Annotated in this window: 23 protein-coding genes and 1 pseudogene; 13 read left to right on the top strand and 11 right to left on the bottom strand. The window is 57.3% G+C overall.

Going from position 1 to position 23,261, the window contains the following annotated elements; translation table 11 throughout:
- Positions 1–54: 54 nt before the first annotated feature.
- The 7 genes from nuoG to ndhC form a co-directional block, all read right to left on the bottom strand.
- A complete protein-coding gene (gene nuoG, locus VGM18_08040) occupies positions 55–2,409 on the bottom strand; it encodes an NADH-quinone oxidoreductase subunit NuoG (protein ID HEY3972940.1) in 2,355 nt (784 codons plus the stop codon).
- A 42-nt stretch (positions 2,410–2,451) separates the two neighbouring features.
- Positions 2,452–2,811 carry a four helix bundle protein gene (locus VGM18_08035; protein HEY3972939.1) on the bottom strand — a complete coding sequence of 120 codons (360 nt, stop codon included), beginning with the start codon at positions 2,809–2,811 and terminating at the stop codon, positions 2,452–2,454.
- Between the two features lie 59 nt (positions 2,812–2,870).
- The gene (gene nuoF, locus VGM18_08030) at positions 2,871–4,184 is read right to left on the bottom strand and encodes an NADH-quinone oxidoreductase subunit NuoF (protein HEY3972938.1); all 1,314 of its coding nucleotides are present in this window, start codon (positions 4,182–4,184) and stop codon (positions 2,871–2,873) included.
- Between the two features lie 102 nt (positions 4,185–4,286).
- Positions 4,287–4,730, bottom strand: a complete 444-nt coding sequence (locus tag VGM18_08025) for an NAD(P)H-dependent oxidoreductase subunit E (GenBank protein ID HEY3972937.1) — start codon at positions 4,728–4,730, stop codon at positions 4,287–4,289.
- 35 nt (positions 4,731–4,765) lie between these two features.
- On the bottom strand, positions 4,766–5,971 hold the full coding sequence (gene nuoD, locus VGM18_08020; protein ID HEY3972936.1) for an NADH dehydrogenase (quinone) subunit D: 1,206 nt from the start codon (positions 5,969–5,971) through the stop codon (positions 4,766–4,768).
- Positions 5,972–5,977: 6 nt separating this feature from the next.
- A complete protein-coding gene (locus VGM18_08015) occupies positions 5,978–6,475 on the bottom strand; it encodes an NADH-quinone oxidoreductase subunit C (GenBank protein HEY3972935.1) in 498 nt (165 codons plus the stop codon).
- A complete protein-coding gene (ndhC, locus tag VGM18_08010) occupies positions 6,476–6,886 on the bottom strand; it encodes an NADH-quinone oxidoreductase subunit A (protein HEY3972934.1) in 411 nt (136 codons plus the stop codon). It abuts the gene before it with no gap.
- Between the two features lie 223 nt (positions 6,887–7,109).
- Between ndhC and VGM18_08005 the strand changes: the two genes are divergently transcribed.
- The 5 genes from VGM18_08005 (at position 7,110) to VGM18_07985 (ending at position 11,145) form a co-directional block, all read left to right on the top strand.
- Positions 7,110–7,691, top strand: coding sequence for a hypothetical protein (locus tag VGM18_08005; protein ID HEY3972933.1), 582 nt, complete (start codon positions 7,110–7,112; stop codon positions 7,689–7,691).
- Positions 7,692–7,985: 294 nt separating this feature from the next.
- The gene (locus VGM18_08000) at positions 7,986–9,863 is read left to right on the top strand and encodes a kelch repeat-containing protein (GenBank protein HEY3972932.1); all 1,878 of its coding nucleotides are present in this window, start codon (positions 7,986–7,988) and stop codon (positions 9,861–9,863) included.
- Between the two features lie 80 nt (positions 9,864–9,943).
- Entirely contained in the window at positions 9,944–10,162 is a 219-nt protein-coding gene (gene thiS, locus VGM18_07995; protein ID HEY3972931.1) for a sulfur carrier protein ThiS, read from the top strand.
- Positions 10,163–10,319: 157 nt separating this feature from the next.
- Positions 10,320–10,793 carry a MerR family transcriptional regulator gene (locus tag VGM18_07990; protein ID HEY3972930.1) on the top strand — a complete coding sequence of 158 codons (474 nt, stop codon included), beginning with the start codon at positions 10,320–10,322 and terminating at the stop codon, positions 10,791–10,793.
- An 88-nt stretch (positions 10,794–10,881) separates the two neighbouring features.
- Positions 10,882–11,145, top strand: coding sequence for a hypothetical protein (locus VGM18_07985; GenBank protein HEY3972929.1), 264 nt, complete (start codon positions 10,882–10,884; stop codon positions 11,143–11,145).
- Between the two features lie 64 nt (positions 11,146–11,209).
- On the opposite strand, the gene ribB is transcribed toward VGM18_07985, so the two are convergent.
- On the bottom strand, positions 11,210–12,379 hold the full coding sequence (gene ribB / locus VGM18_07980; protein ID HEY3972928.1) for a 3,4-dihydroxy-2-butanone-4-phosphate synthase: 1,170 nt from the start codon (positions 12,377–12,379) through the stop codon (positions 11,210–11,212).
- A 216-nt stretch (positions 12,380–12,595) separates the two neighbouring features.
- Here ribB and VGM18_07975 point away from each other — a divergent pair, with 216 nt between their 5' ends.
- Complete coding sequence (locus tag VGM18_07975; GenBank protein HEY3972927.1) at positions 12,596–14,521, top strand: methyl-accepting chemotaxis protein; 1,926 nt, start codon at positions 12,596–12,598, stop codon at positions 14,519–14,521.
- A 91-nt stretch (positions 14,522–14,612) separates the two neighbouring features.
- Here the strand turns inward: VGM18_07975 and VGM18_07970 are convergent, their stop codons facing one another.
- Both VGM18_07970 and VGM18_07965 read right to left on the bottom strand, forming a co-directional pair.
- Positions 14,613–15,224 (bottom strand): DUF4126 domain-containing protein, encoded by a 612-nt coding sequence (locus VGM18_07970; protein ID HEY3972926.1) that lies wholly within the window; start codon positions 15,222–15,224, stop codon positions 14,613–14,615.
- Positions 15,225–15,480: 256 nt separating this feature from the next.
- Complete coding sequence (locus tag VGM18_07965) at positions 15,481–15,708, bottom strand: hypothetical protein (protein ID HEY3972925.1); 228 nt, start codon at positions 15,706–15,708, stop codon at positions 15,481–15,483.
- A 583-nt stretch (positions 15,709–16,291) separates the two neighbouring features.
- Here VGM18_07965 and VGM18_07960 point away from each other — a divergent pair.
- The 4 genes and pseudogenes from VGM18_07960 (at position 16,292) to VGM18_07945 (ending at position 18,746) form a co-directional block, all read left to right on the top strand.
- A complete protein-coding gene (locus tag VGM18_07960) occupies positions 16,292–17,428 on the top strand; it encodes a PilZ domain-containing protein (GenBank protein HEY3972924.1) in 1,137 nt (378 codons plus the stop codon).
- Between the two features lie 114 nt (positions 17,429–17,542).
- Positions 17,543–17,938, top strand: a complete 396-nt coding sequence (locus VGM18_07955) for a VOC family protein (protein HEY3972923.1) — start codon at positions 17,543–17,545, stop codon at positions 17,936–17,938.
- A gap of 107 nt (positions 17,939–18,045) precedes the next feature.
- Positions 18,046–18,138, top strand: a pseudogene (locus VGM18_07950) (IS1 family transposase).
- Positions 18,139–18,575: 437 nt separating this feature from the next.
- Positions 18,576–18,746 carry a hypothetical protein gene (locus tag VGM18_07945; GenBank protein ID HEY3972922.1) on the top strand — a complete coding sequence of 57 codons (171 nt, stop codon included), beginning with the start codon at positions 18,576–18,578 and terminating at the stop codon, positions 18,744–18,746.
- A gap of 234 nt (positions 18,747–18,980) precedes the next feature.
- Here VGM18_07945 and VGM18_07940 read toward each other — a convergent pair whose 3' ends face one another.
- Positions 18,981–19,868 (bottom strand): hypothetical protein, encoded by an 888-nt coding sequence (locus VGM18_07940; GenBank protein HEY3972921.1) that lies wholly within the window; start codon positions 19,866–19,868, stop codon positions 18,981–18,983.
- Positions 19,869–20,209: 341 nt separating this feature from the next.
- Between VGM18_07940 and VGM18_07935 the strand changes: the two genes are divergently transcribed.
- The 3 genes from VGM18_07935 (at position 20,210) to VGM18_07925 (ending at position 23,190) form a co-directional block, all read left to right on the top strand.
- On the top strand, positions 20,210–21,478 hold the full coding sequence (locus VGM18_07935; GenBank protein HEY3972920.1) for a choice-of-anchor tandem repeat GloVer-containing protein: 1,269 nt from the start codon (positions 20,210–20,212) through the stop codon (positions 21,476–21,478).
- A 750-nt stretch (positions 21,479–22,228) separates the two neighbouring features.
- Positions 22,229–22,573 carry a hypothetical protein gene (locus VGM18_07930; protein HEY3972919.1) on the top strand — a complete coding sequence of 115 codons (345 nt, stop codon included), beginning with the start codon at positions 22,229–22,231 and terminating at the stop codon, positions 22,571–22,573.
- A complete protein-coding gene (locus VGM18_07925) occupies positions 22,561–23,190 on the top strand; it encodes a hypothetical protein (GenBank protein ID HEY3972918.1) in 630 nt (209 codons plus the stop codon). The genes VGM18_07930 and VGM18_07925 overlap by 13 nt, the downstream gene beginning before the upstream one ends.
- The last annotated feature ends 71 nt before the right edge of the window (positions 23,191–23,261 follow it).

The following is a 23,261-nucleotide window of genomic DNA, read 5'->3' as shown; positions in this document are numbered from 1 at the left end:
TAGCTCTTACTGTCAGTTGGACAACTTGGGCAAAGACAACTTGTACTGGCGATACTAATCCGCAGCGACTTCCGCGGGCTTCACATCGTGACTCTCCATCACGGACTTCAACGTTCGTGAGTAGCGTCCCAGCGTACCCGACGTAAACAATCCGTCGTTGGCGGGAGAAATCGACTCCGGGTGATGTGCCACGCCCGGACCGCTCTTGCTAAACGAAGTGTGCTCGACGTTGCCAGCCAGCAGATTCACACGCGAGATGTCATAGCCGGGAACTAGGCGCTGAATCTCGTCGAAAATCGCCATGGGGTCGAGCGGGCTCAACTTCGGCTCCAGTCCCTGCATCTCAAGCCACACGGCGTGCCGGTCGGCCTCGCCGGACTGCGCTCCGCGGGACTGTCCCATGTCAGCGCGCACGCTGCCGCCGAAGGGAACCAACTTGCGAATGTCGAAGCCCATCGCATCGGCGATGCGGACGGTCATTTCAAAATCGGACTTGGTGCCGGAGATTTCGCCGGCCTTTTTCACGAGTTGCACATCGCCGGAAGTGTTGGTCATGGTGCCGGATTTTTCGTACGCATTGGCGGCGGGCAGCACCACGTCCGCCATGACTGCGGTTTCGGTGAGGAACATATCTTGCACGACCACAAAGCTCTTCGAGAAGGCGAACGGATCAATATTCAGGCGGCCAACGGGATTAGATCCGACGACGTAAAGAGCTTTGATCTGGCCTTTCTTTCCAGCATCGACCATGCCAGGAAGATCGAGCCCAGCGGTTTGCGGGATGGTCCACTCCTGATGGAACGCGCTGTTGCCCGCCGTGGGATGATAGCCAGGAAGCAGATCGGGATACAGTCCCATGTCAGTCGCGCCGCGCGAGTTAGCGTAGTCGGCGAGACAGATGAACTTCGCGCCGGGAATGCTGGAACCAAAGTTGATGAGACTGGCAACATCGTTGCCGCGAATTTCCGATCCGAAGATGATGATGAGATTCTGCTCAGCGCGCAGCTTGTCGCGGAGGCAGATCCACGCGTCTTTATTATTCGATGTGTCGACCAGAGAATCCGCGGCCGTGTCCTCACCAGCCAGGAACGCAGCAACCTTGCCTTCCGATCCTGCTGGAATCTGCGTGAAGCTCGCCGCCTGCCGCCGCAGCTTGATCGATTGCGAATTGATCACGTAAAGCTTCGCGCGGTGCAGACGAACGTTGTTGCGAACCTGCCAGGCCAGCAGTGGATGCTGTTCCGTAGGATCGTTGCCGATCAATAGAATTGCGGGGGCGGTGAATACGTCCGCCATACTGGCAGTCGCATCGACCTTGCCGCGCAGCGCCGCCGAAAGGGCAGGGAAGTCGGCCGTGCGGTGATGATCGACGTTGTTGGTCTTGAGCACGACGCGCGCAAATTTGGAGAGCAAATATGCCTCTTCATTGGTCGTGCGCGTCGAACCGATCACCCCGATCGCCGCGCCGCCGTCTTTGTCGCGCACTTCGGCAAATTTCTTTCCCACCAACTCGAATGCCTCTTCCCATGTAGCGGGAGTCAGCTTGCCATCCCTGCGGATGAGTGGCTGCGCCAGGCGCTCTTCATGATTGGCGAAATCAAACGCATATCGGCCCTTGATGCACAGGAAGTCGCCGTTGGTGCCGCTCTTGTCGCGGTTATCGCCGCGGACGATTTCCATTCCAGTATCAGACCGCCGCACACCCAGCGTAGTCTTGCAGCCGTCGCCGCAGTGGGTGCACACGGTGCCCACGTGCTTCATCTCCCAGGGACGCGTCTTATAGCGATACGCGCCCGAAGTGAGCGCGCCGACCGGGCAAATGTCGATGCACATTCCGCACTCTTCGCACTCCAGATGATCTTCCTTATTCGGAGCGATGAGTGAACCCACGCCGCGGTTCTGCACGCCCAGAGCCCACACGTCCATACCTTCGCCGCAAATCCGCACACAGCGGTAGCAGAGAATGCAGCGCGGCCGGTCGAAGAACACCACCGGACTCCACTGCTGCTCGTCCTTGTGGTTCTTCGCCTCCATGAATTTCGATTCGGCGGCGCCATAGGAAAACGTCATGTCCTGCAGTTCGCACTCGCCACCGGCATCGCACACCGGGCAATCCAGAGGATGGTTGCCAAGTAGCATCTCCAGCATCGACTTGCGCGCCTGCTTGATCTCCTCGCTCTCCGTGGTGACGATCATGCCCTCGCTGATGACCGTGGTACACGCGGTTTGCAGCTTCGGCATTTTCTCGACCTTCACCAGGCACATGCGGCACGCGCCCTGGAGAGAGAGGTTGGGGTAATAACAGAAAGAAGGCACCTCGATGCCCACAGTCTTGCAGGCTTCAATGAGGAGCGTGCCCGCGGGAGCCGTGAGCTTCTTGCCGTCGACAGTGAGATTCACATCTGGCATTGGGTAATTGGGAAATTTAGTAATTGAGTAATTGAAAACTTATCACGCCGACCTTCTTGCTGTTTGTTGCGAGGCGGTGAGTATCGCCGCCAATTCCTTCGCTTCCTTCAATAGTTCTGTCGTCAGTTCCGGCTTGATCATTCCTGATTCAGTTAACAATTCAAGCCAGAGTACAGCTTCATCAGCTTCCTCTGCTACGATGCCGATCCGCGCAACGAATTCCGCCTTCGATCGCGCTCTGCACACGGCTCTGTAGTTCGCCGCCACCGAAGTTCCGCATCGCAAGAGTTGCTTGCCTAAGACCTGCGTATCGGTCTTATACGGCAACGAGCGAAAGAGGCGGATAATCCGAAGAGCGAACGCCTTTGTCCGATCGCGAAGCTCCTCAGGCCGCGAACCCAAACCGTCACCTCAAATTACACAATTACTAAATTTCCCAATTACTCAATTTCTTCAACGCGCTACGCGTGCACGAGTTCCATCGCGCCCGCCTTTTCGTACGGGCACGCCTTGCCGTCCAAGTGATCCTCGAATTCTTTGCGGAACTTTTTTACGAACGCGATGGTCGGCATCGCGGCCGCATCGCCCAGCGGACAAAAAGTTCTGCCCAGCATGTTCTCGGACAGGTATTGCATGTTGTCGATGTCTTTCTTCATGCCGCCGCCGCGATGAAAGCGCGTGAGCGTCTTCTCCAGCCAATCCGTGCCTTCACGGCAGGGTATGCACCATCCGCAGCTTTCATGCTTGTAGAACTTCATAGTGCGCAGCGCGAATTTCACGATGCACTGCTGGTCATCCACTATGACCACCCCGCCCGAACCCAGCATGGACCCGGCCTTCGCCACCGAATCGAAGTCCATGGCGACATCGATCTCGTCGGCGGTAAGGCACGGGCAAGACGATCCGCCAGGCACGACTGCCTTCAGCTTTCGCCCATGGGGAATGCCGCCACCCACTTCATAAATCATTTTCTTTAAGTTATAGCCCATCGGCAGTTCGTAGACGCCGGGCTTGGCGATATTGCCGCTTAGGCAGAACAGGCGCGTGCCGCCATTTTTCGGCGTGCCGAGTTTGGCGAACCAATCGGATCCGCCCAGAATAATGTGCGGCACGTTGGCCAGCGTCTCGGCATTATTAATGACCGTCGGTCCGCCCCAAAGACCGACCACTGCGGGAAAGGGCGGACGGATGCGTGGAATGCCGCGCTTGCCTTCGAGCGATTCCATCAGCGCCGATTCTTCCCCGACTTCGTAAGCGCCCGCGCCGCCGTGCCAATAAATGTCGAGATCGCGGCCGCTGCCAAAAATGTTCTTGCCGACGAATCCCTTCGCGTAAGCATCGCGGATCGCCTTCTGCATGATGATCGAAAGGTATCGATATTCGCCGCGAATGTAGATGTAGCCGCTCTTTGCGCCGACCGCCAGCGCGCCGATCATCACGCCCTCGATCACCGCATGCGGATCGTGTTCAAAGATCAAACGGTCTTTGCAGGTGCCGGGCTCGCTCTCGTCGCCGTTGCAGAGCACATATTTTGGCTTGGCCGATTGCTTAGGAACGAACGACCACTTCATCCCGGTCGAGAATCCAGCGCCACCGCGGCCGCGCAGGCCGGAATTCTTGACCTCATTAATGATGGCATCCGGCTCCATGGCGAGCGCCTTCTGCACGGCCTTGTAGCCGTCCAGTTCAAGATAGCGATCGATATCGGTCGCACCTTGGCCGAAGCGCTTCGAGACCACTTTTACTTCGTCGGGATGGGAGACCAGGGACGCCATTTGGAAATTGTGTAATTTAGTAATTTTGTAATTGAAGAACCTCTACCGCGGGGCTGGTTTTTCAATTACACAATTTCTCAATTACCTAATTGCTCAATTTGTTTACTGCGTTGCCTTCTTCTTGTAGTCGTCCAGAATCCGGTCCATCTTCTCCGCCGTCAGATTCTCATGAAAATCGTAATTCACCTGCGCCGCCGGAGCCCAGCTGCAGGCGCCGATGCACTCCACTTCTTCCAGCGTAAACATACCGTCCGCCGTCGTTTGCTTATGGCCGACGCCTAGCTTCGTCGCGCAGTGATGCAGGATCTCTTCGCCCCCGCGCACCATACAGCTGATATTCGTGCAGACCTGCACGTTGAATTTCCCGCGCGGCTTGGTGGTCAGCATCGAGTAATAGCTGATTACGTTGCGCACTTCGAGTTCAGTCAGATCGAGCCGCGAGGCCAGTTCGGCGATCACCTCGTCGCTCAAATATCCGACTTCGTCCTGCGCGTAAAGCAGCGTAGGGACGAGCGCCGAGCGCTTGGTCGGATAGTGCGGAACCATCTCGGCGAAGCGGCTTTCAAATTCGTCGGAGAATTTCACCGGTCGATTTCTCCCAGCACAATATCAATGCTCCCAATCGCCGCCACCACATCCGCGAGCAGCCTGCCCTCGCATATCTTCGGCAGCGTCTGCAAATTCGCCAAGCACGCCGCGCGCATGTGCACGCGGTAGGGCTTGGCCGTGCCGTCGCTCACAATGTAGTAGCCCATCTCGCCGCGCGGCGATTCGACTGCCTGATACACCTCGCCCGCCGGAACCGCAAATCCTTCGGTGATGATCTTGAAATGGTAGATAAGCGATTCCATCTGCGTCTTCATTTTTTCGCGATCAGGCAATACCACGCCCGGCGCGTCGGCCTTGATCGGCCCTTCCGGCATGCCGTCCAGAGCCTGGCGGACGATGTTGGTCGATTCCCGCAGTTCCTGCACTCGGCACATGTAGCGGGCGAACACGTCGCCGGCTTGCGATACCGGCACTTTGAACTGAAACTTTTCGTAGCTCGAATAAGGCATGTCCCGGCGCAAGTCAAAGTCGACGCCGCTACCACGCAGAGTTGGGCCTGAGGCGCCAAGAGCGATCGCGTCCTCCGCCGTCATCCGCGCGACGCCTTTCGTTCGCATCCCCCAGATTGGATTGCCGGTGAGCAGATTTTCGTATTCGTCAACCTTCTCGGGGAAATATCCCGCGAAGTCGCGCACACGGTCGAAAAATCCAAGCGGCGGCTCCAGCGCAATTCCGCCCACGCGGAAGTACGATGTCATCATGCGCTGTCCGCTGACCATCTCGAATATCTTTAAGATTTCTTCGCGCTCGCGGAAGCAATACAAAAACACCGTCATCGCGCCGATATCCAACGCGTGCGTGCCGAGCCATACGAGATGCGAGTTGATGCGCGTCAATTCATTCAACAGAACCCGCAGCCATTGCGCCTTTGGCGGGATCTCCAGCCCCAGCAATTTCTCCACGGCCAGCACGTAGCACAGATTATTGGTCAACGGGCAAAGGTAGTCGATGCGGTCGGTGAGCGGCACCACCTGCTGATAGAACTTGGCCTCGCAGGTCTTCTCGATTCCGGTATGCAGGAAGCCGATGTCGGGCATCATGCGCACGATGGTCTCGCCATCAATCTCGAGCAGCACGCGCAGCACGCCGTGGGTCGAGGGATGTTGCGGGCCCATGTTCAGGATCATGGTGCGATCCTGGCCGGGCTCCAGCACGGGCGTGGGATTCAGGTGGGCCATTGCGCTTTAGCGATAGCCCTCCACGGGATAATCTTTGCGCAGCGGATGGCCTTCCCAGTCTTCGGGCATCAGAATGCGTCGCAAATAAGGGTGCCCGGTAAAGCGCACGCCAAAGAGATCGAAAACTTCACGTTCGAAATAATTGGCGCCGGGCCAGGTCGAAGTCAGCGACTCGACCGCCGGACTGGCGCTATCGAGTCGAACTTTCAGCCGGATACGCTCCTTATTCGGAATCGACAGCAGGTGATACACGACCTCAAACCGCGGCTCGGCGGGATACCAGTCGACGCAGGTTATGTCTGAGAGAAAATTAAAAGGACAACCTGGGTCATCTTTCAGCACAACGCTCGCCTCGCGGATATAGGCTCGATCAACGAAAATCGTCATTTCATCGCGATCGAACTTCACGCCGGTCACCGCCTCGGCGTTCCAACTCAAAAGTCGAGCGATCGCCGGATGGTTTTTCAGTTGCTCCAGATCGGTGATGGCGGGGGCCAAGGGCATTCAGGAGTCTCCCCGCTTCGGAGAAGTTTCGCCCCAGTCGAGCACACCCTTTTTCCAAATGTAGAAGAAGCCAACCAGGAAAATGCCGATATAGAGCAACATCTCGAACAGCCCGAAATGCCCCTGGCCCTCGGCCTTGAGCTGGCGCAAGCTGATGGCCCACGGGTAAATAAAAACCGCTTCAACATCGAACAGAATGAACAGCATAGCGACCAGGTAGAACTTGACCGAGAAGCGCTGCCGGGAGTCGCCCACCGGGGTCATACCACATTCGTAAGGCGACAGTTTGGCCCGCGTGGGTTTACGCTGGCCAATGAGCCAGGAAAGAGTGACAATCGCAGCCGCAATCCCGCCCGCCATCAGCATATGGATCAAAAAGGGGAGGTAGCGTGCGAAGTAATTGTCGGGCATAGGACGAGGTATATATAATTCGCGCCAAGCGTTACCTTAAACATTCTAGGTTATGGGCTGACACTCAGAGTGTCAAGCGATGGAGAGAGAATTGAGAAATTGTGTAATCGGGTAATTGGGAAATCGAAAAAAGAGCGGCAACGGAGACGGCGCTGTTCCTGTTCCTGAATTTTTTTCGATTAACAATTACTCAATTGCTCAATTCCCCAATTACAAAATTCCTATGATTTTCGGCTTCAATACCGACGTGAAGCACGGCGACACCATCTATCACGTGCAGAGCGAGGCGCGTGAAAACGAACTCCTGCTGCAAACGCAGGTCTTCGTCCGCGGGCGCTGCGTGGGCAAGAAGGCAACTTCTTACAACAAAACCAGCGAAGGGCAAATCGGCGACGCCCAAAAAGAGCAGATGCTGCGCGAGCAGCACCGATTAGTTCTCGACGCAATCCGCGAAGGCAAGCTGGACGCTGTTCTCGACCGTCCCGAACCGGAAGTGCTGGCCGCCGTCAAAGAATTGGACGTGCACTGGACCAACGCCGAGTCGATCCACTCCGATCGCAATCTGACCATGCGACTGCGCGTTACCGATGGGGGGGCGGCGGCGCCCAGCGCGCGCCTCACATTCCGCTTTGCCCGGCCCGGCGCGGCTCCGTTCTATACCCAGGCCGTCGCCGACAACGGCGGCGCGGCCGAGATCAAGATTGAAGCGGCCGAAGCCGACTTGCCGGATTCGTCGCTGCTGGTTCAAGCCAATTTTGAAGGCCGCACCGCCACGAGGAAATTCGTTCTGCGCAAAGCAGAGTAGGCCTGCATATCTACTTCGCCAGGTCAAACGCTCTGATGTGAAACTTTGCGGGCTCGAAAATCGCGTTTGACACTTCGGGGGCCGAGGAACATAATTTTTTGTCCTCTCTTTCCTCCCCAGTCAGCGCTTGAGCGGATTTCCTCCCCAGAAGGCCATTGCATGCGATGCCCCAGAATAATTTCAGCACTGCCGGCGGCTGTGTGTTCCTCTTTCGTTTCGGCCACGCCCCGCAGGCGGATGGGAGATCCGCGCGCGACTATCGTCAAGGCACAAGTTCTTAAGTCCTGGATGCTTGTGCCGATTCTCGGTGCATTGGTTTCCGTCCTGTCGTGTAGTGGAGGCTCCGCCGGCAACACTACGATCATTCCCCCCACATACACGATCGGAGGTACGATCTCGGGGCTGGCGGGTACGGGACTGGTGCTACAGAACAATGCCGGCAATAACCTCACCGTAATCGCGGACGAGACGTCGTTTACGTTCACCATCTCCGTGGCCAGTAGCGGCGCGTACGATGTTACGGTCCTCACGCAGCCGTCCAATCCCGCGCAGAACTGCGTGGTCACGGATGGCAGTGGTGCCGCGAAGGCGAATGTGAACAATGTTGTGGTTGCCTGCAGCACGACCAGTTCCAACATTGGCGGTACGGTCTCGGGTCTGGCCGGTACAGGACTAGTGCTCCAGGATAACGGCGGAGACAACCTCGCGATCACCACAAACGGATCCTTTCAGTTTGGCACGGCGATCTCTGACGGCAGTGCGTACAGTGTCACTGTTCTTACTGAACCCTTGAATCCAGCACAGACCTGTGACGTTACAGCCGGCAGCGGAATGGCCAATGCAAATGTCACGAATATTCAGGTCGACTGCGTTTATAGCTCTGCCAGCAGCAATGAGTGGACTTGGGAGGGCGGCCCTGACATCACCTATCAGCAAGGAGTCTACGGAACTCAGGGAGTTGGGGCTCCAGGCAACGTGCCCAGCGCGCGGTACTGGAGCGTCAATTGGATCGACACCGCCGGGGATTTCTGGCTCTTCGGCGGATATGAAAACACGGAGGGGCAACAAGCTCGCTCCGGCGATATGAACGATCTCTGGAAGTACAACGCGGGCGAATGGACGTGGATGAGCGGTTCGACTATTCCCGATCAAGTCGGAACGTATGGAACTCAGGGAACTTCTGCACCGGACAATGTTCCAGGAGCGCGACACTCGGCCGTCAGTTGGACCGATGCAGTCGGGAATTTCTGGCTTTTCGGGGGATACGGCTACGACTCAGTGGGGACCTACGGCCCTCTTGATGATCTGTGGAAGTATAGCGCCGGGCAATGGACATGGATGAGCGGTTCGAATGTGGCCAACCAATCAGGCACTTACGGAACTTTGGGCACGGCGGCGCCCAGCAATATGCCGGGAGCGCGGGCTTATGCTGTTAGTTTCGTTGACCCCGCCGGGGATATGTGGCTTTTCGGGGGATACGGCTACGACTCGGTGGGCACCTATGCGTATCTTAACGATCTGTGGAAGTACAGCGCGGGCCAATGGACCTGGGTGAGCGGGTCGAACCTTGCGGATCAATTCGGGGTGTACGGGACCTTGGGGATCTCAGCGTCAGGTAACGTTCCCGGATCGAGATACACGGCAGTCGGTTGGAGCGACGCCTCCGGAAATTTGTGGTTGTTCGGCGGAGCTGGTTTCGCCTCATCGGGAGCAGGAGGAGGAGGAGGACTTCTCAACGATCTCTGGAGGTACCGCGCAGGGGAGTGGACCTGGATAAGCGGCTCGAACGAGTTCAATCAGGCGGGTACTTATGGAACTCAAGGCACGCCCGGAGCCGGCAATACCCCTGGATCACGTCAATGGCCGATTACGTGGAGCGATGCGGCAGGCAACTTATGGCTGTTTGGCGGGTCCGGCCTCGACTTCGATGGGACGAACGCCCCATTGAACGATCTGTGGAGATATAGCGCGGGCGAATGGACTTGGATAGGAGGGTCGAAGCTTGCGAACCAAGCGGGAACCTACGGCACTTTAGGCGTCGCTTCTCCCGGCAACATCGCAGGATCGCGCGGCGGCGCGGCGGCTTGGATTGACGCTTCGGGAAATTTTTGGCTGTTTGGCGGGAATAGCAAGGGGGGAGATTTTAACGATCTGTGGAGGTACGAGCCTTAAGTGACGGGCCGTCTGATTGGCCGAATACCAAATCGTTTGCAGTTCTGGCTGGAGTTCGGCGTACTGATACACTGCCTTCGATGAAACTTCAAATCAATGGCGAAGAGCGTGATTTCACCGGCTCGCCCGCTCCGTCTACACTCACGGCTCTGCTGGAAATCCTCGGCATGAAGTCCGACCGTGTCGCCGTCGAACTCAACCGCGACATCGTGCCGCGCGACCGCTGGGCGCAGACTCCACTGCGCGACGGCGACCGCCTGGAAATTGTCCATTTCGTCGGCGGTGGTCTGGAACTCTGACGTTGCCGGGAGCGGACGAGGCGTCCGCCCCTGTACTGCCCCGGAACTCTCCTAGTCACTCTTTTTTCACAGACTCTTTGCTTGACTCTTATCAAGCTGCGCCTAGAATGTTTGAAACATTCAGGCTTGCTTCTGTTTCAAACAGATTTGAGGATTCATGCAAGACACATTTACATCGCACGACGTGGTAGCTCTAACCGGCATCACGGCTCGCCAGTTGCAGTGGTGGGACGAGCGCGGCGTGGTCAAACCGCAACGGGAAGGGCATCGCCGGCTGTACTCGATGGATCAGTTGACGGAGATGGCCGTGATCTCCGAGTTGCGCCGCAAGGGATTCTCTCTGCAAGGGGTACGAAAGGTCATGCGGTTTCTCAAGCGCGAACTGGGCAAAGGACTCGCCGAAATCGTCAGCCGCAATTCTGATTGCCATCTGCTGACTGACGGAAAGCATCTTTATCTGGAGACTTCGGAGCGGCAGATTGTGGATATCCTGAAAAATTCCGACCAACCCATTTTGGGCATTTGCCTGAGTGACGCGGTGCGCCAGGTGCGGGCGGGGGTCATCTCCGGGAAGGCGAATACTTCGGTAACTTCGCTGGAGCATCGCCGGCGTGCTAAAAAAGTTTCGTAGGTTAACGTTTGTTTATCGCAGCGCGAATGTAGACGATTCAAGAAACAGCATCAGGACTCGGCAGGACTGGCACACTAGGGAGGAAGACATGGTCGGTGAACTGGACCTTCTCAATGAGTGGATTCCCGAACAGATGCAGCCGGGTACCGTCTTCGTGCTGGAAAATGCCGGACAGATCGGCGAAAAGGAAGATCCCTATTGGGCTGTCCTTGCCTGCCCGTCCTGCGGCATGCTAGGCCTGATCACCCGCAAACAGATCAACGGCTTCCTGCCCGTGATCTGCGGCTCCGACAACTGTTCCGCGCAATTCTTCATCCGCGATGCAGAAGTCGTGGTGCGGAAACCGTTCTAATTTTCGGGCCGCGCTCTGCGGCCCTTGATCGCAACGGGACAAGTTGCGCCTCCAGCGTAGTGGGCTATCGGCCGATTGTCTTGCTGCCTTGCAACTCCACCGGAACCTGCTCCACAATTTCAATCCCGAATCCTTCCAGCGCCGCCACTCTCTTCGGACGATTCGTCAGCAGCCGAATTCTGTGCAGGTTCAGATCCGAAAGAATCTGCGCCCCGATGCCGACTTCACGCTGCGTCTGTCTTTCACTGTCCAGCAGCGAAGGCAGCTTGCGGCCATGATGAAAGCTGAGCGCGGTGCGGTCGCCGACGCGCTCCACCGAGAATCCTTTCGAAGTCTGGTGCAGATAGATCAACGCGCCGCAGCCTTCGTGGGAAATTCGCCGCAAAGCGCCCTCCAGCGTGGCGTGGCATTCGCAGCCCGTCGCACCAAAGACGTCGCCCATCAGGCAATGCGCATGCATGCGCACCAGCACAGGCTCTTTGCTATTCGCAATGTCTCCGCGAACTAAAGCCACGTGCGACTCGCCGCCGTCCACTTCGCTTTCATAAGCGATCAGGCGGAATTCGCCGAAGCGCGTATCGACCAGAGCCTCGCCCACGCGATGCACATAACGCTCGTGCGCCATCCGGTGACGGATCAGTTCCGCAACGGTCAGCATCTTCATCCCGTGTTCGCGGCAGAACTCGATCAGGTCTGGCACGCGCGCCATGCTGCCATCGTCTTTCATGATTTCGCAGATGATTCCCGCCGGGACCATGCCTGCGAGTCGCGCCAGGTCAACCGAGGCTTCGGTCTGTCCAGCTCGTACCAGCACTCCGCCCTTGCGCGCTCGCAGCGGGAACATGTGGCCGGGCCGCGCCAGATCGGAAGGTTTCGTCGCCGGATCAATCGCTACCTGAATCGTGCGGGCGCGATCGTGAGCGGAAATTCCTGTAGTCACTCCGGTCCGCGCGTCGATCGCCTCGCAAAACGCGGTGCCAAACTGCGAAGTGTTTTCCGACGTCATGGGCCCGATGTTCAGGTGCTCCAGCCGTTCCTCGGTCATGGCCAGGCAAACCAGGCCGCGGCCATATTTCGCCATGAAGTTGATGGCTTCCGGCGTAACTTTCTCGGCTGCCAGGGTGAGGTCGCCTTCGTTCTCGCGATCTTCATCGTCGACCACAACGATCATGCGGCCGGCGCGGATTTCCTCAATCGCATCCGGAACACTCGTGAATGGAACTTGAGGGCTCATCCTGAAGCCATTGTAACAAAATAGGTTACAAGCTTCTAGTTGGCATCACGCAGGGGTGGTCGTCGTCCCAAGCGATTTTTCAGGCGAAGCCAAGAGCCGCCCGTCACCGGCGTCGAACGAATCTCCGCGCGCGTCGGGCTGCGCCTCCGGTGATGGCTCGCGGCTAATGCAATGCGGAGCGCTTGCCGATATCACGCCCAGAGGAAAGGCTCTGACATGGGTTGGTTTCGAAATCTGAATATTGGCAAGAAACTGGCGGTCGCGTTCGGAAGTTTCGGGCTTCTGATGGTCGGCCTAGGCATCTTCGATCTGTGGGAATTGTCAAGAGTGAATGGCACCACAGTACAGGTGGTTTCCCGCCAAATGCCCTCGGTCACATTCCTGGGTGCGATCAAGTACAACGCTTCCGCCACGCGACGTTCCGAATTAAGCCATTTGCTCGCCTATGAGCACAAAGAAAAGTGGGACCCGCCCCTGAAGCAAGCCCTGATCGACCTGGAAGAGAATGAAAAGCAGTATGAAACACTCATGACCTCCGATGAACAGCGCACCCTCGACCAGGAGTTTCGCACCGCCTGGGCAAAATATCTGGCCGTGCACGAACAGGTCGTGGCACTGGCCCATGAGAATGAGTATCAGGCGAATCTGCTGGCGCAATCCGCGGGGAGCGATGCCTTCGATGCCGCCATGAAGATTCTGCGAGATGAAGTCGAACTGGATGACAAGGCCGCCTCAGCCTTCGCTCAAAAAAGCGACGAAGTGTATTCGTCTGCCCGGTATCTCGTGATCGCCTTCCTGGTTTGCGTGGTCATCATCGGCTTTGCCATGGCCACCACCATCGGGCGCATGCAGTCGGTAGCCTCGGGCAGAATGCTGGCTCTCATGCAGGAGATTGCGGCGAAGAATTTGGAGATCGATGACGTCGAGGTCGATTCCGATGACGAGATGGGCCGCACCTGCCTGGCCATGAACACCATGAAAAACGGCCTCGGCGAAGTTATTCAGTTGATTGCCGACACGGCCATGCGCGTGGCTGGCGCCAGCGATGAACTCTCTGCCGCCCGCGAGCAGATTACCAAGAATTCGGAAGAGACTTCGGCCCAGGCGAATATCGTTTCCGAGGCCGTGGCCCGCGCCAGCCAGAACCTTCAAACCGTTCTCACTGGCGCTGAAGAGATGGCGATCAGTATCCAGGACATCGCGACCCATGCGCATCTCGCGGCTGGCGCCGCCAACGGTGCGGTGCAGTCTGCGCAGGTCGCCAGCACCGCGGTCGCGAAGCTGGGAAATTCCAGCGTCGAGATCGGCGAGGTCATCAAAGTGATCAGCACCATCGCGCAGCAAACTAATCTTCTCGCCCTGAACGCCACCATTGAGGCTGCTCGCGCCGGTGAGGCCGGAAAAGGTTTCGCGGTGGTCGCCAACGAGGTCAAAGAACTGGCCAAACAGACCGCTACCTCCACCGGAGACATCAGCCGTAAAATTGCCGCCATTCAGGCCGATACCAAGGGCGCAGTCGAGGCCATCGGAACCATCGCCGGCGTCATCCACCAGATCAACGATATTTCGGGAACCATTGCCGCGGCCGTCGAGCAGCAGAGCGCCACGACGAACGAGATGAAGCGCAACGTCGCCGAAGCAGCTTCGGGAGCCAGCGAGATCTCCTCCAGCATCGCCGGAGTGGCGCGCGTGGCCGATGGGACTTCCTTCCGCGCCCAGGAGTCGCAAAAATCCGCTCTGGAGTTAGCTGAGGTCGCGAAACTGTTGAGCAGTCTCATGGCCCAGTTCAAGATCAAACGCCGTGATTTGCGCGTAGAGATGGCTCTGCCGGTTCTGCTGATCACTACCGACCATAGGGGTCGCCGGGTCGACCAGAAGGCAACTACCATCGATGTCAGCCGCTATGGCGCGCTTTTGAGGGCTTCTGCCGGATCGATTCGCAGGGGAACGACAGTCTCCCTCTCCCGCTTGAACCGCAAAGAGGACTTTCGCGTAGCCTGGCTGGGATTGAAGGGTTCGCCCGAAGAAGGTCAGATCGGACTGTCCGCCCTCGATCCCCCCACGTCATTTTGGGATGACGTTCTCATCTCCCGCGAACGATCGGCCGAGCAACCCATGACCATGGCCACCCACGCGGGCTAGATTTTCGTAGCGCCGCCGTCCCGGCGGCTGTCGCGGGGGCGTCCCGCCCGCGCGTCCTTCGTCTCTTAAATTCACCCTATTTTTTCCGATGCTATCCCGCCAGTTCCTGCTCCGCCCCACGAAATAACGCGCGCAGCGCCCGAATCACAATCCGCGCCAGCAGCACGATAATAACGACAAAAATCGCGGCCAGCACTCCCGCCGCATAAGGATGTTTCGTCGCCAGCCAGGTTAGCCCGATCGCCAGAAGGTCTTCGCCCAAGCTCAGAGCAATGTTCGAAAACGGCTCGGGAGATGGCGTCACCGCCGCCCGCGCTGCTGTCTTGCCTCCGTGAGCAATCAGAGCCGCTGCCGCTCCCAGTAACGTCGCCAGCAATTGATGCTCCGGCGTAAGCTGGCTCGTCGCGTTGTAGGCCAGCAGTCCCGCAACCGGCACGCGGATGAAAGTGTGCAGCGCGTTCCAGATCAGGTCGAACGCAGGGATTTTATCGGCGAAGAATTCGATCGCGAAAAGCACAATGCTGACGGCAATCACTGGCCATGAATCCAGCAATTGCAGACCTGGGGGCAGCGGCAGATGCCCGAAATGCGCCAGCAGTCCAAGCACGGCCACAGTCGCGTACAGATTCAGCCCTGCGGCAAATCCAATCGCCGTCAGAAGCGCCAGCAGTTCACCGGAAGGAATTCTCAGGACGTCCAGCATGGTGTCGGTCGTCGGTCTTCGGTCGTCAGTCTTCGGCTTTCAGTCTCAGATTCTCGGATGGAGCTTCGGAACGCGTAGGCTGAGAACCGCTTACTACTTTCCCTTCAGATCGCAGCTTACGCCTTTAGCTGACGTAGAGTCTCTCTGCCCAACGCCTAACCTCGAAGGCCGACGACCGAGGACCGACGACCCAAGGCCTCGCCCAAAACAAAAGGCCGCTCCGTAGAGCGACCCAAAATTTCCTTTCTACTCGCTGTTACAGCGTGGACTCAATCTCAAAGCCCCAGGCTTCCAGAAGAGGCTCGGGAATATACTTCGAGTTCTTATTCCGGCGCGCCCATTCGCGCAGCCGCGTCGACCGCAGATACTGGTCCGGGGAGAGCTTGTATTCACGTACAACCTGTTCAAATTCAGTGATGGTGGGGGTAATCGGCCCGATCGGCTCAGGCTTGCCCCAGTTCGGATTTCCGCGTCGCTTGGCCATGAACAATGCCTTTCCACTTAGGGGGATAAGAACCAAAACTGCTTTAACTGTACTTCTCTAACTATATGATTCTCCGCGCTGTCCTCAGGATTCAGCAACCGGATGCGGCGGTTTGCAATGGGGATCTGCAACTAATATCCAGCCCCAATCCAAACCTGGAAAAAACACCTAGGCCCTGAACTAATCCGGACGCAAAGCTAATCGGAGACTCAACATCTTACAGTCAATTTTCTTTCAAAGTCAACGAAAATCTCCTCCAAAGGTTGTCATCAGATCCCGCATAAACACATGCAAATGCACAGTTTAAGACGGGTCTACGTATGATCGTCGAGCATCTTGCTGAGTTAAGTCTTACTCATGAACGTGCAACCCGCCCAAATTTGCCTTTTTTTTTGCATCCTGATTCCGCCGCGCATCTTGCCCGCAGATTACGCCCGTAACCCATTGCCTCCGCAGATACATTGCTCACACCCGCCGACAGACTTACAGTGGGAGCCAGGGGAGTCTGAAGCGCATTGCCAGGAGTGGTTGGCCCCGACTTGAAAACGTCGACTCGCATTCGGGTTCCAGGAGTTGGCCGGGCATGAATCTGAAATCGTTGCTGCTGTGTTCGGACGAAAAAATTGTACGCGTCCTGCGGCGAGTGCTGGGCGATCTAGAGATCGAAGTGGATCTCTGTGCCGACGCCGACAGCGCCCTGCGCAAGCTCACCCGCCAGCGCTTCGAAGCAATTATCGTCGACATTACCGACAACGGAGCCTGCGATGTTCTGCGCAGCGCCCGCATCGCTCCCTGTAACAAGCAAGCGGTCGCCGTCGCCATCGTGGAGCCGGTCATCGGACTGAAGGCTGTTTTTGAAACTGGAGCGCATTTCGTGCTCTACAAGCCCGTTTCCAGCGAACGCGCTAAATCGAGTTTTCGGGCTGCCCGGGCTCTCATGAAGAGTGAGCGCCGGCGCAACGCGCGGGTTTCGGTGCAAATTCCTGTAGTTCTGCGCAGCCCCGAGTTGGGCAGCAACATGAAGGTGACAACCGTCGACTTGAGCGAGGGAGGCGTCGCAGTCGACATACCCAGGCGGCGTCGTCCCACCGGCCGCTGGCAGATCGCCTTCACCCTGCCTGGAACCTCCGCCACTCTTGAAATTCCGGCAGAGTTTGCCTGGGAGGGAGCGGAGGCGCAAGCCGGCCTTCGTTTCCACGACATCTCGCCCGAAGCCACTCGCCAGCTCCAGGAATGGCTCAAACAAAATTCTCCCGACGCTGAACAGGATGACCCTCCGATCCGCTGCCAGCTCACCGACCTCAGTCTCGGCGGATGTTATCTCGATATCTCATCGCCCTTTCCCGCGTCGACTCGCGTTACTCTGTCGATGCGGGCTGGCACCGCCGAAGTCCGCGCCCAGGGCGTAGTGCGCATCATGCATCCCGAGAAAGGCATGGGCGTGGAGTTCATTCAAACTACTCCGGAGCATCGCGCGGCGGTCGAAAAATTCTTGGCCGTGCTCACCGGGAATCGCACGCTGATGCCCGAGCTCTGGGTAGAGCCGCAAGGGCTTGAGCCGAAGCCCAGCACGACCCCACCCCCCGCCGATCCGGATGATCCGCTGCTGCAATTGTTCTACGGCGATGCCCTGACCGCCGACCAATTCCACGACGCCCTGCACAAACAACGCGCCACCCCACCTGCCAGCCCGGACAGCGCCTCCGCCGCCCACGCATAAATCGCCAGTCGAATTCGTCCTCACAACCGCATAGGGCCACCTGGCGTATTTCTATGACACAATGTGAATCCGTGCAAAAGAGCGAAGGTAACTCATTGCTCAAGGAGGAACTTTATGATCGACGGAATTGGCGGTGTTTTTCTTTTTTCCAACGATGCCAAGCGATTGGCTGCCTGGTATCGCGATTCTCTCGGAATAATTCCGGAGGGCGAAGACACGGAGTGCAATTCAATCTTTGCGACCTTTGACTCCAGGGATTTGGAAAACCCGGAGATCAAGAGAACGACTGCGTGGGCAATTATGCCCACCGATCAGGACATCAAGGATAAGCCGCGGACCGGCCAGATTAATTATCGCGTGAAGAACATGGCCGACATCCTCAGCCATCTCAAAAGCAAGGGCGTGGCCATCGAAAAGACCGCGGAATATCCCGACTACGGAAACTTTGCGTGGCTTAAAGATCCAGACGGCAATAAGATCGAGCTTTGGGAACCATCCAGGAGCGAATAGAAATGAGCGAATAGAAATCCCTGATTTGTGAAGGCTAGTGGATGAGCTGGTCGTTCCCTGAATGCTGGATTGGGTTATGGCGTCTCGAACCGTCAGACATCGGTAGTTTCTACAATTTCGCCAGAATCCACAAGACGCTGAGGATCACTCCGAGCATGGCGGCTGGCTTGAGCGATCATGTTTGGAGTCTGGAAGAAATCGCGTTGATGGCGGACAACTACATGCCCCGCCCGCCAAGCGTGGACCTTACAAATCGCGGGCTAATAACGCATAAAGACCCATCTTTACAGAACTATTACGTACGCTAGAGTACAAAATGGCATACTCTCGTGTAGTCAACCACACATCTCTCCGCCGTGCCCACTTGGGCGTCGGTCTCTTGTGAAACCTGATTGGTTCGCCGGGGGGCCGTTATGTCTTCAGAGTCTACGCACATCTGCATCGTTTGCCACGAACCGATAGACCTTAGAGCAAGTAAGATCACTCACGACGGCAAACCCATTCACGAGGATTGCTATTTGTCTATCATGGCCGGACGAGCGGCCAACACATCTCCGAAACCCCGTCCTCAAGTTTAAGAATTGAAAACAATTTTAAACTGAGGCACTACCCGGCATTCGTTTCGCTTGACGGTGCGATGCAGTCGCCGGGCGGAACGACGGAGGATCCTACCGGCGGGTTCAACCACGGCGGATGGCTGCCGCCCGTTGGCGACGAAGTTATCGGCAAGACGATCGGCGACCTGTTCAGTCGTTCCTTCGACCTGCTGCTGGGGCAGCGGACCTACGACATCTTCGCCGCCAAGTGAAGCGGAAATCGCACGTCAAAAGGCGATGGCCGATGGCACTTGGTGAGCCTCACACCGCTCGCCTCGCGATTCCGCCGCACACCGAGTCATCCCGAAGGCCCGCGTTTTCACCAGCGGGCCGAGGGATCTCCCACAGCACAATGCCGATGAGCAAGCCCCGCTCGTCGAAGAGGCGGGGTACGTCCCGTCTCTGGTTTCCCTGGTTTTTCACGGTTTCGGTTTTCCGGTTTCGGTTTAGTGGCACTGGGCCGTGAATGAACTGCCTGGGATCGCGCCGGTAACGTAGCCGGCGTCGTTGATGCCGTTCAAAGTTGTCGCCTCACCATTCGGTCCCAAAACATCCTCGAACGTGCCGTTCACGAAAAGGAAGCCGCCAGTTGCGCCGGTGGTGGTGTTGGTCCACGAGCCGGCGATGACTCCGGCGGAGTTGACGTCATTCAAGAAAGTGCGGTCGGCCCCAGGATAGTCAAGCGTCTTATAAGCGCCGGATACGGTGAGCACGAATCCGCGATCGGGATAGGGAGGCTGGGACTGGTCAGGCACATAGTATCCCACGACAAGCCCGGTATCGCTGATCGCGCCGGGGGTCGTCTGCATGGCTCCGGGAGCGGAGATGATGAGAGTCGAGCCATTCGCCCAGCTTTCGAATCCATCATACGGCTGGCTGAAGTCGCCGCCCCAATAACCGATGATCGTGTTCTGTTTGTTAATGCCCGTGAGAATGGTCTCGCCTCCGCCGGGATAATCCCAGGTTGCAAAGCTGGATCCTGAAAAAAGCAGGCCGTGAGCGGACTGGTTCGCATCGCGGTACCATCCCACGGTCACGCCACCGGCGTTGATCTTGTTGAAGTATGTCCAATCGGTGGGCGGAGCGGCGTGTGGGTCAACATACTTCCGGGTTTCACCATCGGAGTAGCGGATGTAACCGGCAATGCTGCCATCGCTCTGCTGGCCTGAGCCGACAACCGTATTCGAAACGTTAATTCCCGAAGGCGTGAAGGTAGTGAAGAACTGCCAGTCCGTGCAGGTGGCCGTGGTAGTGGTTTGAGCAAGACAAAAAATCGACGAGAATACCAGGAAGAACAGGAAGACAATGATCAGGCAGACGTTGGTACGGCGCATCAGCACCTCCGAGGCGATAAAGATGCTGCCGTGAGGTGATTCGGTTGCTGTCCCAAATCGCTAAAGAGCAAGTCGGTTGATAATTGCCATCAGGCGATCCACGGTGAACCGGCCCAGGTCGGCATCGCGGATGCGGGAAAAATCGAGTTGTAACCAAATAAGGGCTCGAGAATCAGATAACCGCTTGCCGATTTCCCTGGCTTAAGCCGAGGCGCCTCGGCAAACCATTCAACAGACAGGCTGCATCAGTCTACGTACCCTTTTGAGCCGGAAACAATTCTCAAGTGAGACAAAAAGATCGCAGTACGAGTTCCGTAGACCGAAATGAAAGGGCGGATGCTATGAAGTTGAAATTCGCGTGGAATTCTATCAAGCGCGGTCGCGCCAGTTTGGTCTTGGCCCTGGCGCTGACCGCAATGCTCACGGCGACCCCGGCAGCCCAGGCGCAAACCTTCACAGTAATTCACACCTTCACCGGTGGAAACGACGGAATCGATCCCTTGGACGCCTTGCTGCTGGCGCCGGACGGCATTTACGGCAACACCTACGACGGGGGCGGCAACTCTTCCATCGGTACGGTATTCAGGATAGACAAAATGGGTGAGTATACCGTGCTGTATAGATTCCCTGGATGTTGTGACGTTTATCCCAGAGGCGCAGACCCAATCGGAGGACTGATCCGGGATGCAGCCGGAAACCTCTACGGCACCACCTATCTCGGCGGCGCTTACCGGCAAGGCTCCATATTCAAACTGGATAAGACCGGCAGAGAGACGGTCCTGCACAGTTTCGGCGGCGCGGACGGGTCCGGTCCTTGGGCGACCATGATAATGGACTCTGCCGGCAATCTCTATGGCAGCACCGCATACGGAGGCGACATCACAAACTGCGACATTCCGGTTGGTTGCGGAACCGTTTTCAAACTGGACCCTGCTGGTAACCTGACGACCCTCTATGCTTTCCAGGGAACTTTTGACGGAACCATGCCAATCGGCAACCTGGTACGGGATGCGCAAGGCAATCTTTACGGCACTGCGGGCCAGGGGGGCAGTTCCTCCTGCGTAGGAACCGGTTGCGGGACGCTGTTCAAACTGGATATGAGCGGGGCCATAACTATATTGCACGTTTTCGTTAACTCCGATGCCTACGGGTGTTTTCCTTTTGGCGGTTTAATCGGGGACCGGGCTGGGAACCTTTATGGAACCGCCAATGCTTGCGCTGCGGGAGACAACGGAACCATCTTTAGGCTCGACCCGCAGGGCGTAATAACTGTACTTTACAACTTCAAGGGTGGCAGGGATGGGAGGGATTCAGCCGCGCCATTGCTCCGGGACGCGGCCGGCAACTTATACGGAACCACCGAATTCGGGGGCGATCTCTCCTGCAACTTGTTGGGTGAACAACTCGGGTGCGGAACGGTTTTCAAGCTCGATACGACGGGCCAGGAAACGGTGTTGTACAGATTTACAGGGAAGAAAGATGGCGGCTTCCCCACGGCCGGTTTGGTCATGGATGCAGCGGGCAAACTTTACGGCACCGCCCCGGACGCCGGTGATTTCGGCTGTGAACAGTTTATTGGTTGCGGCGTAGTCTTCGCGGTCACGCCATAGCCGGCTCACGACCTGCAAATCGACAGGCTTCGATCGCCCCGCGAACAACGTGGGTCCATGGCCCATCAGCCTGGGTTGCCGGTGCCCATCCGTTCGTCTCTTTGCTTTCTTAGTCTTAGCTGTCATCACATGATCGTATATCCTCCCCCGTCATGACGTTATGTTCCCGCAGGAACATTGTGGCCGGGTCACCGGCTCATGCCGCATTGCTACCGCCCACTGTTCCGGGCAATCCTGTCCTATGATAGAAAGGCAGTCAGACAGCCGCGCGCGGGCGTGGCGGAATGGCATACGCAGCGGACTTAAGGAAAACTTGAGTGCTCGCCGGGAAATCGGCGATGCAGAACTGCTCAAATTCGGGGGAACCTTCACTGGCAATCCCGAGCCAAGCCCGGAGAGAAATCAACCGGGAAGGTGTAGAGACTAGACGGGCAGCACCTAAGCTCCGGAATTTCCGGAGGAGGGTGAAGGGATAGTCCAGACCGCAAACTTGACGTGAGCCTGAAAAAGCTCCACGTCCGGGCGGCGAAAGCCGTAGACGGCATGAAAATCCGCAGGGCTTAAACGGCCCATGAGGGTTCAAGTCCCTCCGCCCGCACCACGCTTTTATTCCCCCTCGGCACCCTTTCACCAAAGTCCCCGATCCACGCGTAAGAACCGGAGGATTCGTAGACTCAAGTGGCCTTTACGGCCCTTCTGCTTGCCAGCGCGAACGGCGCTAAAATAATTTCGCGCATTTTGGTTCTCCCTATGCTGCCGTTCTTCTTATATTTCGTTACCGGCCTGGTGACCGGGATTCACGTTTACCTGCTCCTCGCCTTCACTGTGTATGGAGCGCCGTTCAATCCGCTGGAACTGGTTTCGTTGTTGGGATCGATGTTGTTGTTGGTTGCCGCGTGCGTCAGCCTGTTTCGGCCACATGGGGCGGCGCGGCTGGCGCTGATTGCAGCGTTGGCAATGTGGTGTTTCTACGCTCCCGCGATTAAGAATCTGATGCGCACCCATGTGCTCAAGCCGGCACGAGTGTCGCGAGTGATTTCGCCTCCCCTCATGCACTCTGCCGCCATGCAGGGCTCTAAACGATGCCTGACCTGATGTTCCATTATGACCGGATGATCCTTCCTTCTCTAGCCACGTTCCTTCTGGTTCTAGTCACCGTGTACGCCGCGGTTGTCAGTTTTCGTCCAAGGCCTGAAGCGGGGGCTGGCAGTTGGCTGTTTCCCGATCGCGCGACCCGTCCGGTGCGAATCGTCGCCGGAGTTCTTATGCTCGCATTCATGTTCATTCTGGGCGCGTGGATCGGCATCGGTCAACGAAACTCGACTCCGCGTTCGTTTCGATTCTTACTTCCCAACGGCTATACCGGCTGGGTGCGAGTCGAGTTCGAGATTCCCGGAGCGCCACCGCTAAAATCGGAAAATGGGCGGACTGTGCTCGAAATTCCGCCCGATGGATCGTTGCGAACGTCGTCGCCAGAACAATACGGACGGACGAAAGACGCGTACTTTTTTGACTCCCCCAGCGGTCTGCGGCCAATCCCCGATTCCGGTCCCGGCCGCCTGATCTGGGGCAAGGTCGACGGGGAAAAGATCGACGGGGAAAAGATCAACGGAGAGAAATCAGGCGTATCGGGCACGCGGAAGTACGAAGAATTCTTCGTTGGAACCGAGCAGCAGTATCGCGACCAGATCAAAGGAACCGGCAACCCCTGATTGACCCCGCCAGATTCTCCGCTTGCGTTCAGCGCATGCGAACCCAAACAGCTCCCAAAAAAAACGCGAAA

The sequence above is a fragment of the Candidatus Sulfotelmatobacter sp. genome (assembly GCA_036500765.1).
In the GTDB taxonomy this organism is placed as follows: Bacteria; Acidobacteriota; Terriglobia; order Terriglobales; family Acidobacteriaceae; genus Sulfotelmatobacter.
This window is presented reverse-complemented; position numbering and strand designations above follow the sequence as displayed.

Coding starts and splice junctions, on each gene's coding strand:
- nuoG (HEY3972940.1), bottom strand. CDS start 2,409: ATGCCAGATGTGAATCTCACTGTCGACGGCAAGAAGCTCACGGCTCCC.
- nuoF (HEY3972938.1), bottom strand. CDS start 4,184: ATGGCGTCCCTGGTCTCCCATCCCGACGAAGTAAAAGTGGTCTCGAAG.
- VGM18_08025 (HEY3972937.1), bottom strand. CDS start 4,730: ATGGTTCCGCACTATCCGACCAAGCGCTCGGCGCTCGTCCCTACGCTG.
- nuoD (HEY3972936.1), bottom strand. CDS start 5,971: ATGGCCCACCTGAATCCCACGCCCGTGCTGGAGCCCGGCCAGGATCGC.
- VGM18_08015 (HEY3972935.1), bottom strand. CDS start 6,475: ATGCCCTTGGCCCCCGCCATCACCGATCTGGAGCAACTGAAAAACCAT.
- ndhC (HEY3972934.1), bottom strand. CDS start 6,886: ATGCCCGACAATTACTTCGCACGCTACCTCCCCTTTTTGATCCATATG.
- VGM18_08005 (HEY3972933.1), top strand. CDS start 7,110: ATGATTTTCGGCTTCAATACCGACGTGAAGCACGGCGACACCATCTAT.
- thiS (HEY3972931.1), top strand. CDS start 9,944: ATGAAACTTCAAATCAATGGCGAAGAGCGTGATTTCACCGGCTCGCCC.
- VGM18_07990 (HEY3972930.1), top strand. CDS start 10,320: ATGCAAGACACATTTACATCGCACGACGTGGTAGCTCTAACCGGCATC.
- VGM18_07985 (HEY3972929.1), top strand. CDS start 10,882: ATGGTCGGTGAACTGGACCTTCTCAATGAGTGGATTCCCGAACAGATG.
- ribB (HEY3972928.1), bottom strand. CDS start 12,379: ATGAGCCCTCAAGTTCCATTCACGAGTGTTCCGGATGCGATTGAGGAA.
- VGM18_07975 (HEY3972927.1), top strand. CDS start 12,596: ATGGGTTGGTTTCGAAATCTGAATATTGGCAAGAAACTGGCGGTCGCG.
- VGM18_07970 (HEY3972926.1), bottom strand. CDS start 15,224: ATGCTGGACGTCCTGAGAATTCCTTCCGGTGAACTGCTGGCGCTTCTG.
- VGM18_07965 (HEY3972925.1), bottom strand. CDS start 15,708: ATGGCCAAGCGACGCGGAAATCCGAACTGGGGCAAGCCTGAGCCGATC.
- VGM18_07960 (HEY3972924.1), top strand. CDS start 16,292: ATGAATCTGAAATCGTTGCTGCTGTGTTCGGACGAAAAAATTGTACGC.
- VGM18_07955 (HEY3972923.1), top strand. CDS start 17,543: ATGATCGACGGAATTGGCGGTGTTTTTCTTTTTTCCAACGATGCCAAG.
- VGM18_07945 (HEY3972922.1), top strand. CDS start 18,576: ATGCAGTCGCCGGGCGGAACGACGGAGGATCCTACCGGCGGGTTCAAC.
- VGM18_07940 (HEY3972921.1), bottom strand. CDS start 19,868: ATGCGCCGTACCAACGTCTGCCTGATCATTGTCTTCCTGTTCTTCCTG.
- VGM18_07935 (HEY3972920.1), top strand. CDS start 20,210: ATGAAGTTGAAATTCGCGTGGAATTCTATCAAGCGCGGTCGCGCCAGT.
- VGM18_07930 (HEY3972919.1), top strand. CDS start 22,229: ATGCTGCCGTTCTTCTTATATTTCGTTACCGGCCTGGTGACCGGGATT.
- VGM18_07925 (HEY3972918.1), top strand. CDS start 22,561: ATGCCTGACCTGATGTTCCATTATGACCGGATGATCCTTCCTTCTCTA.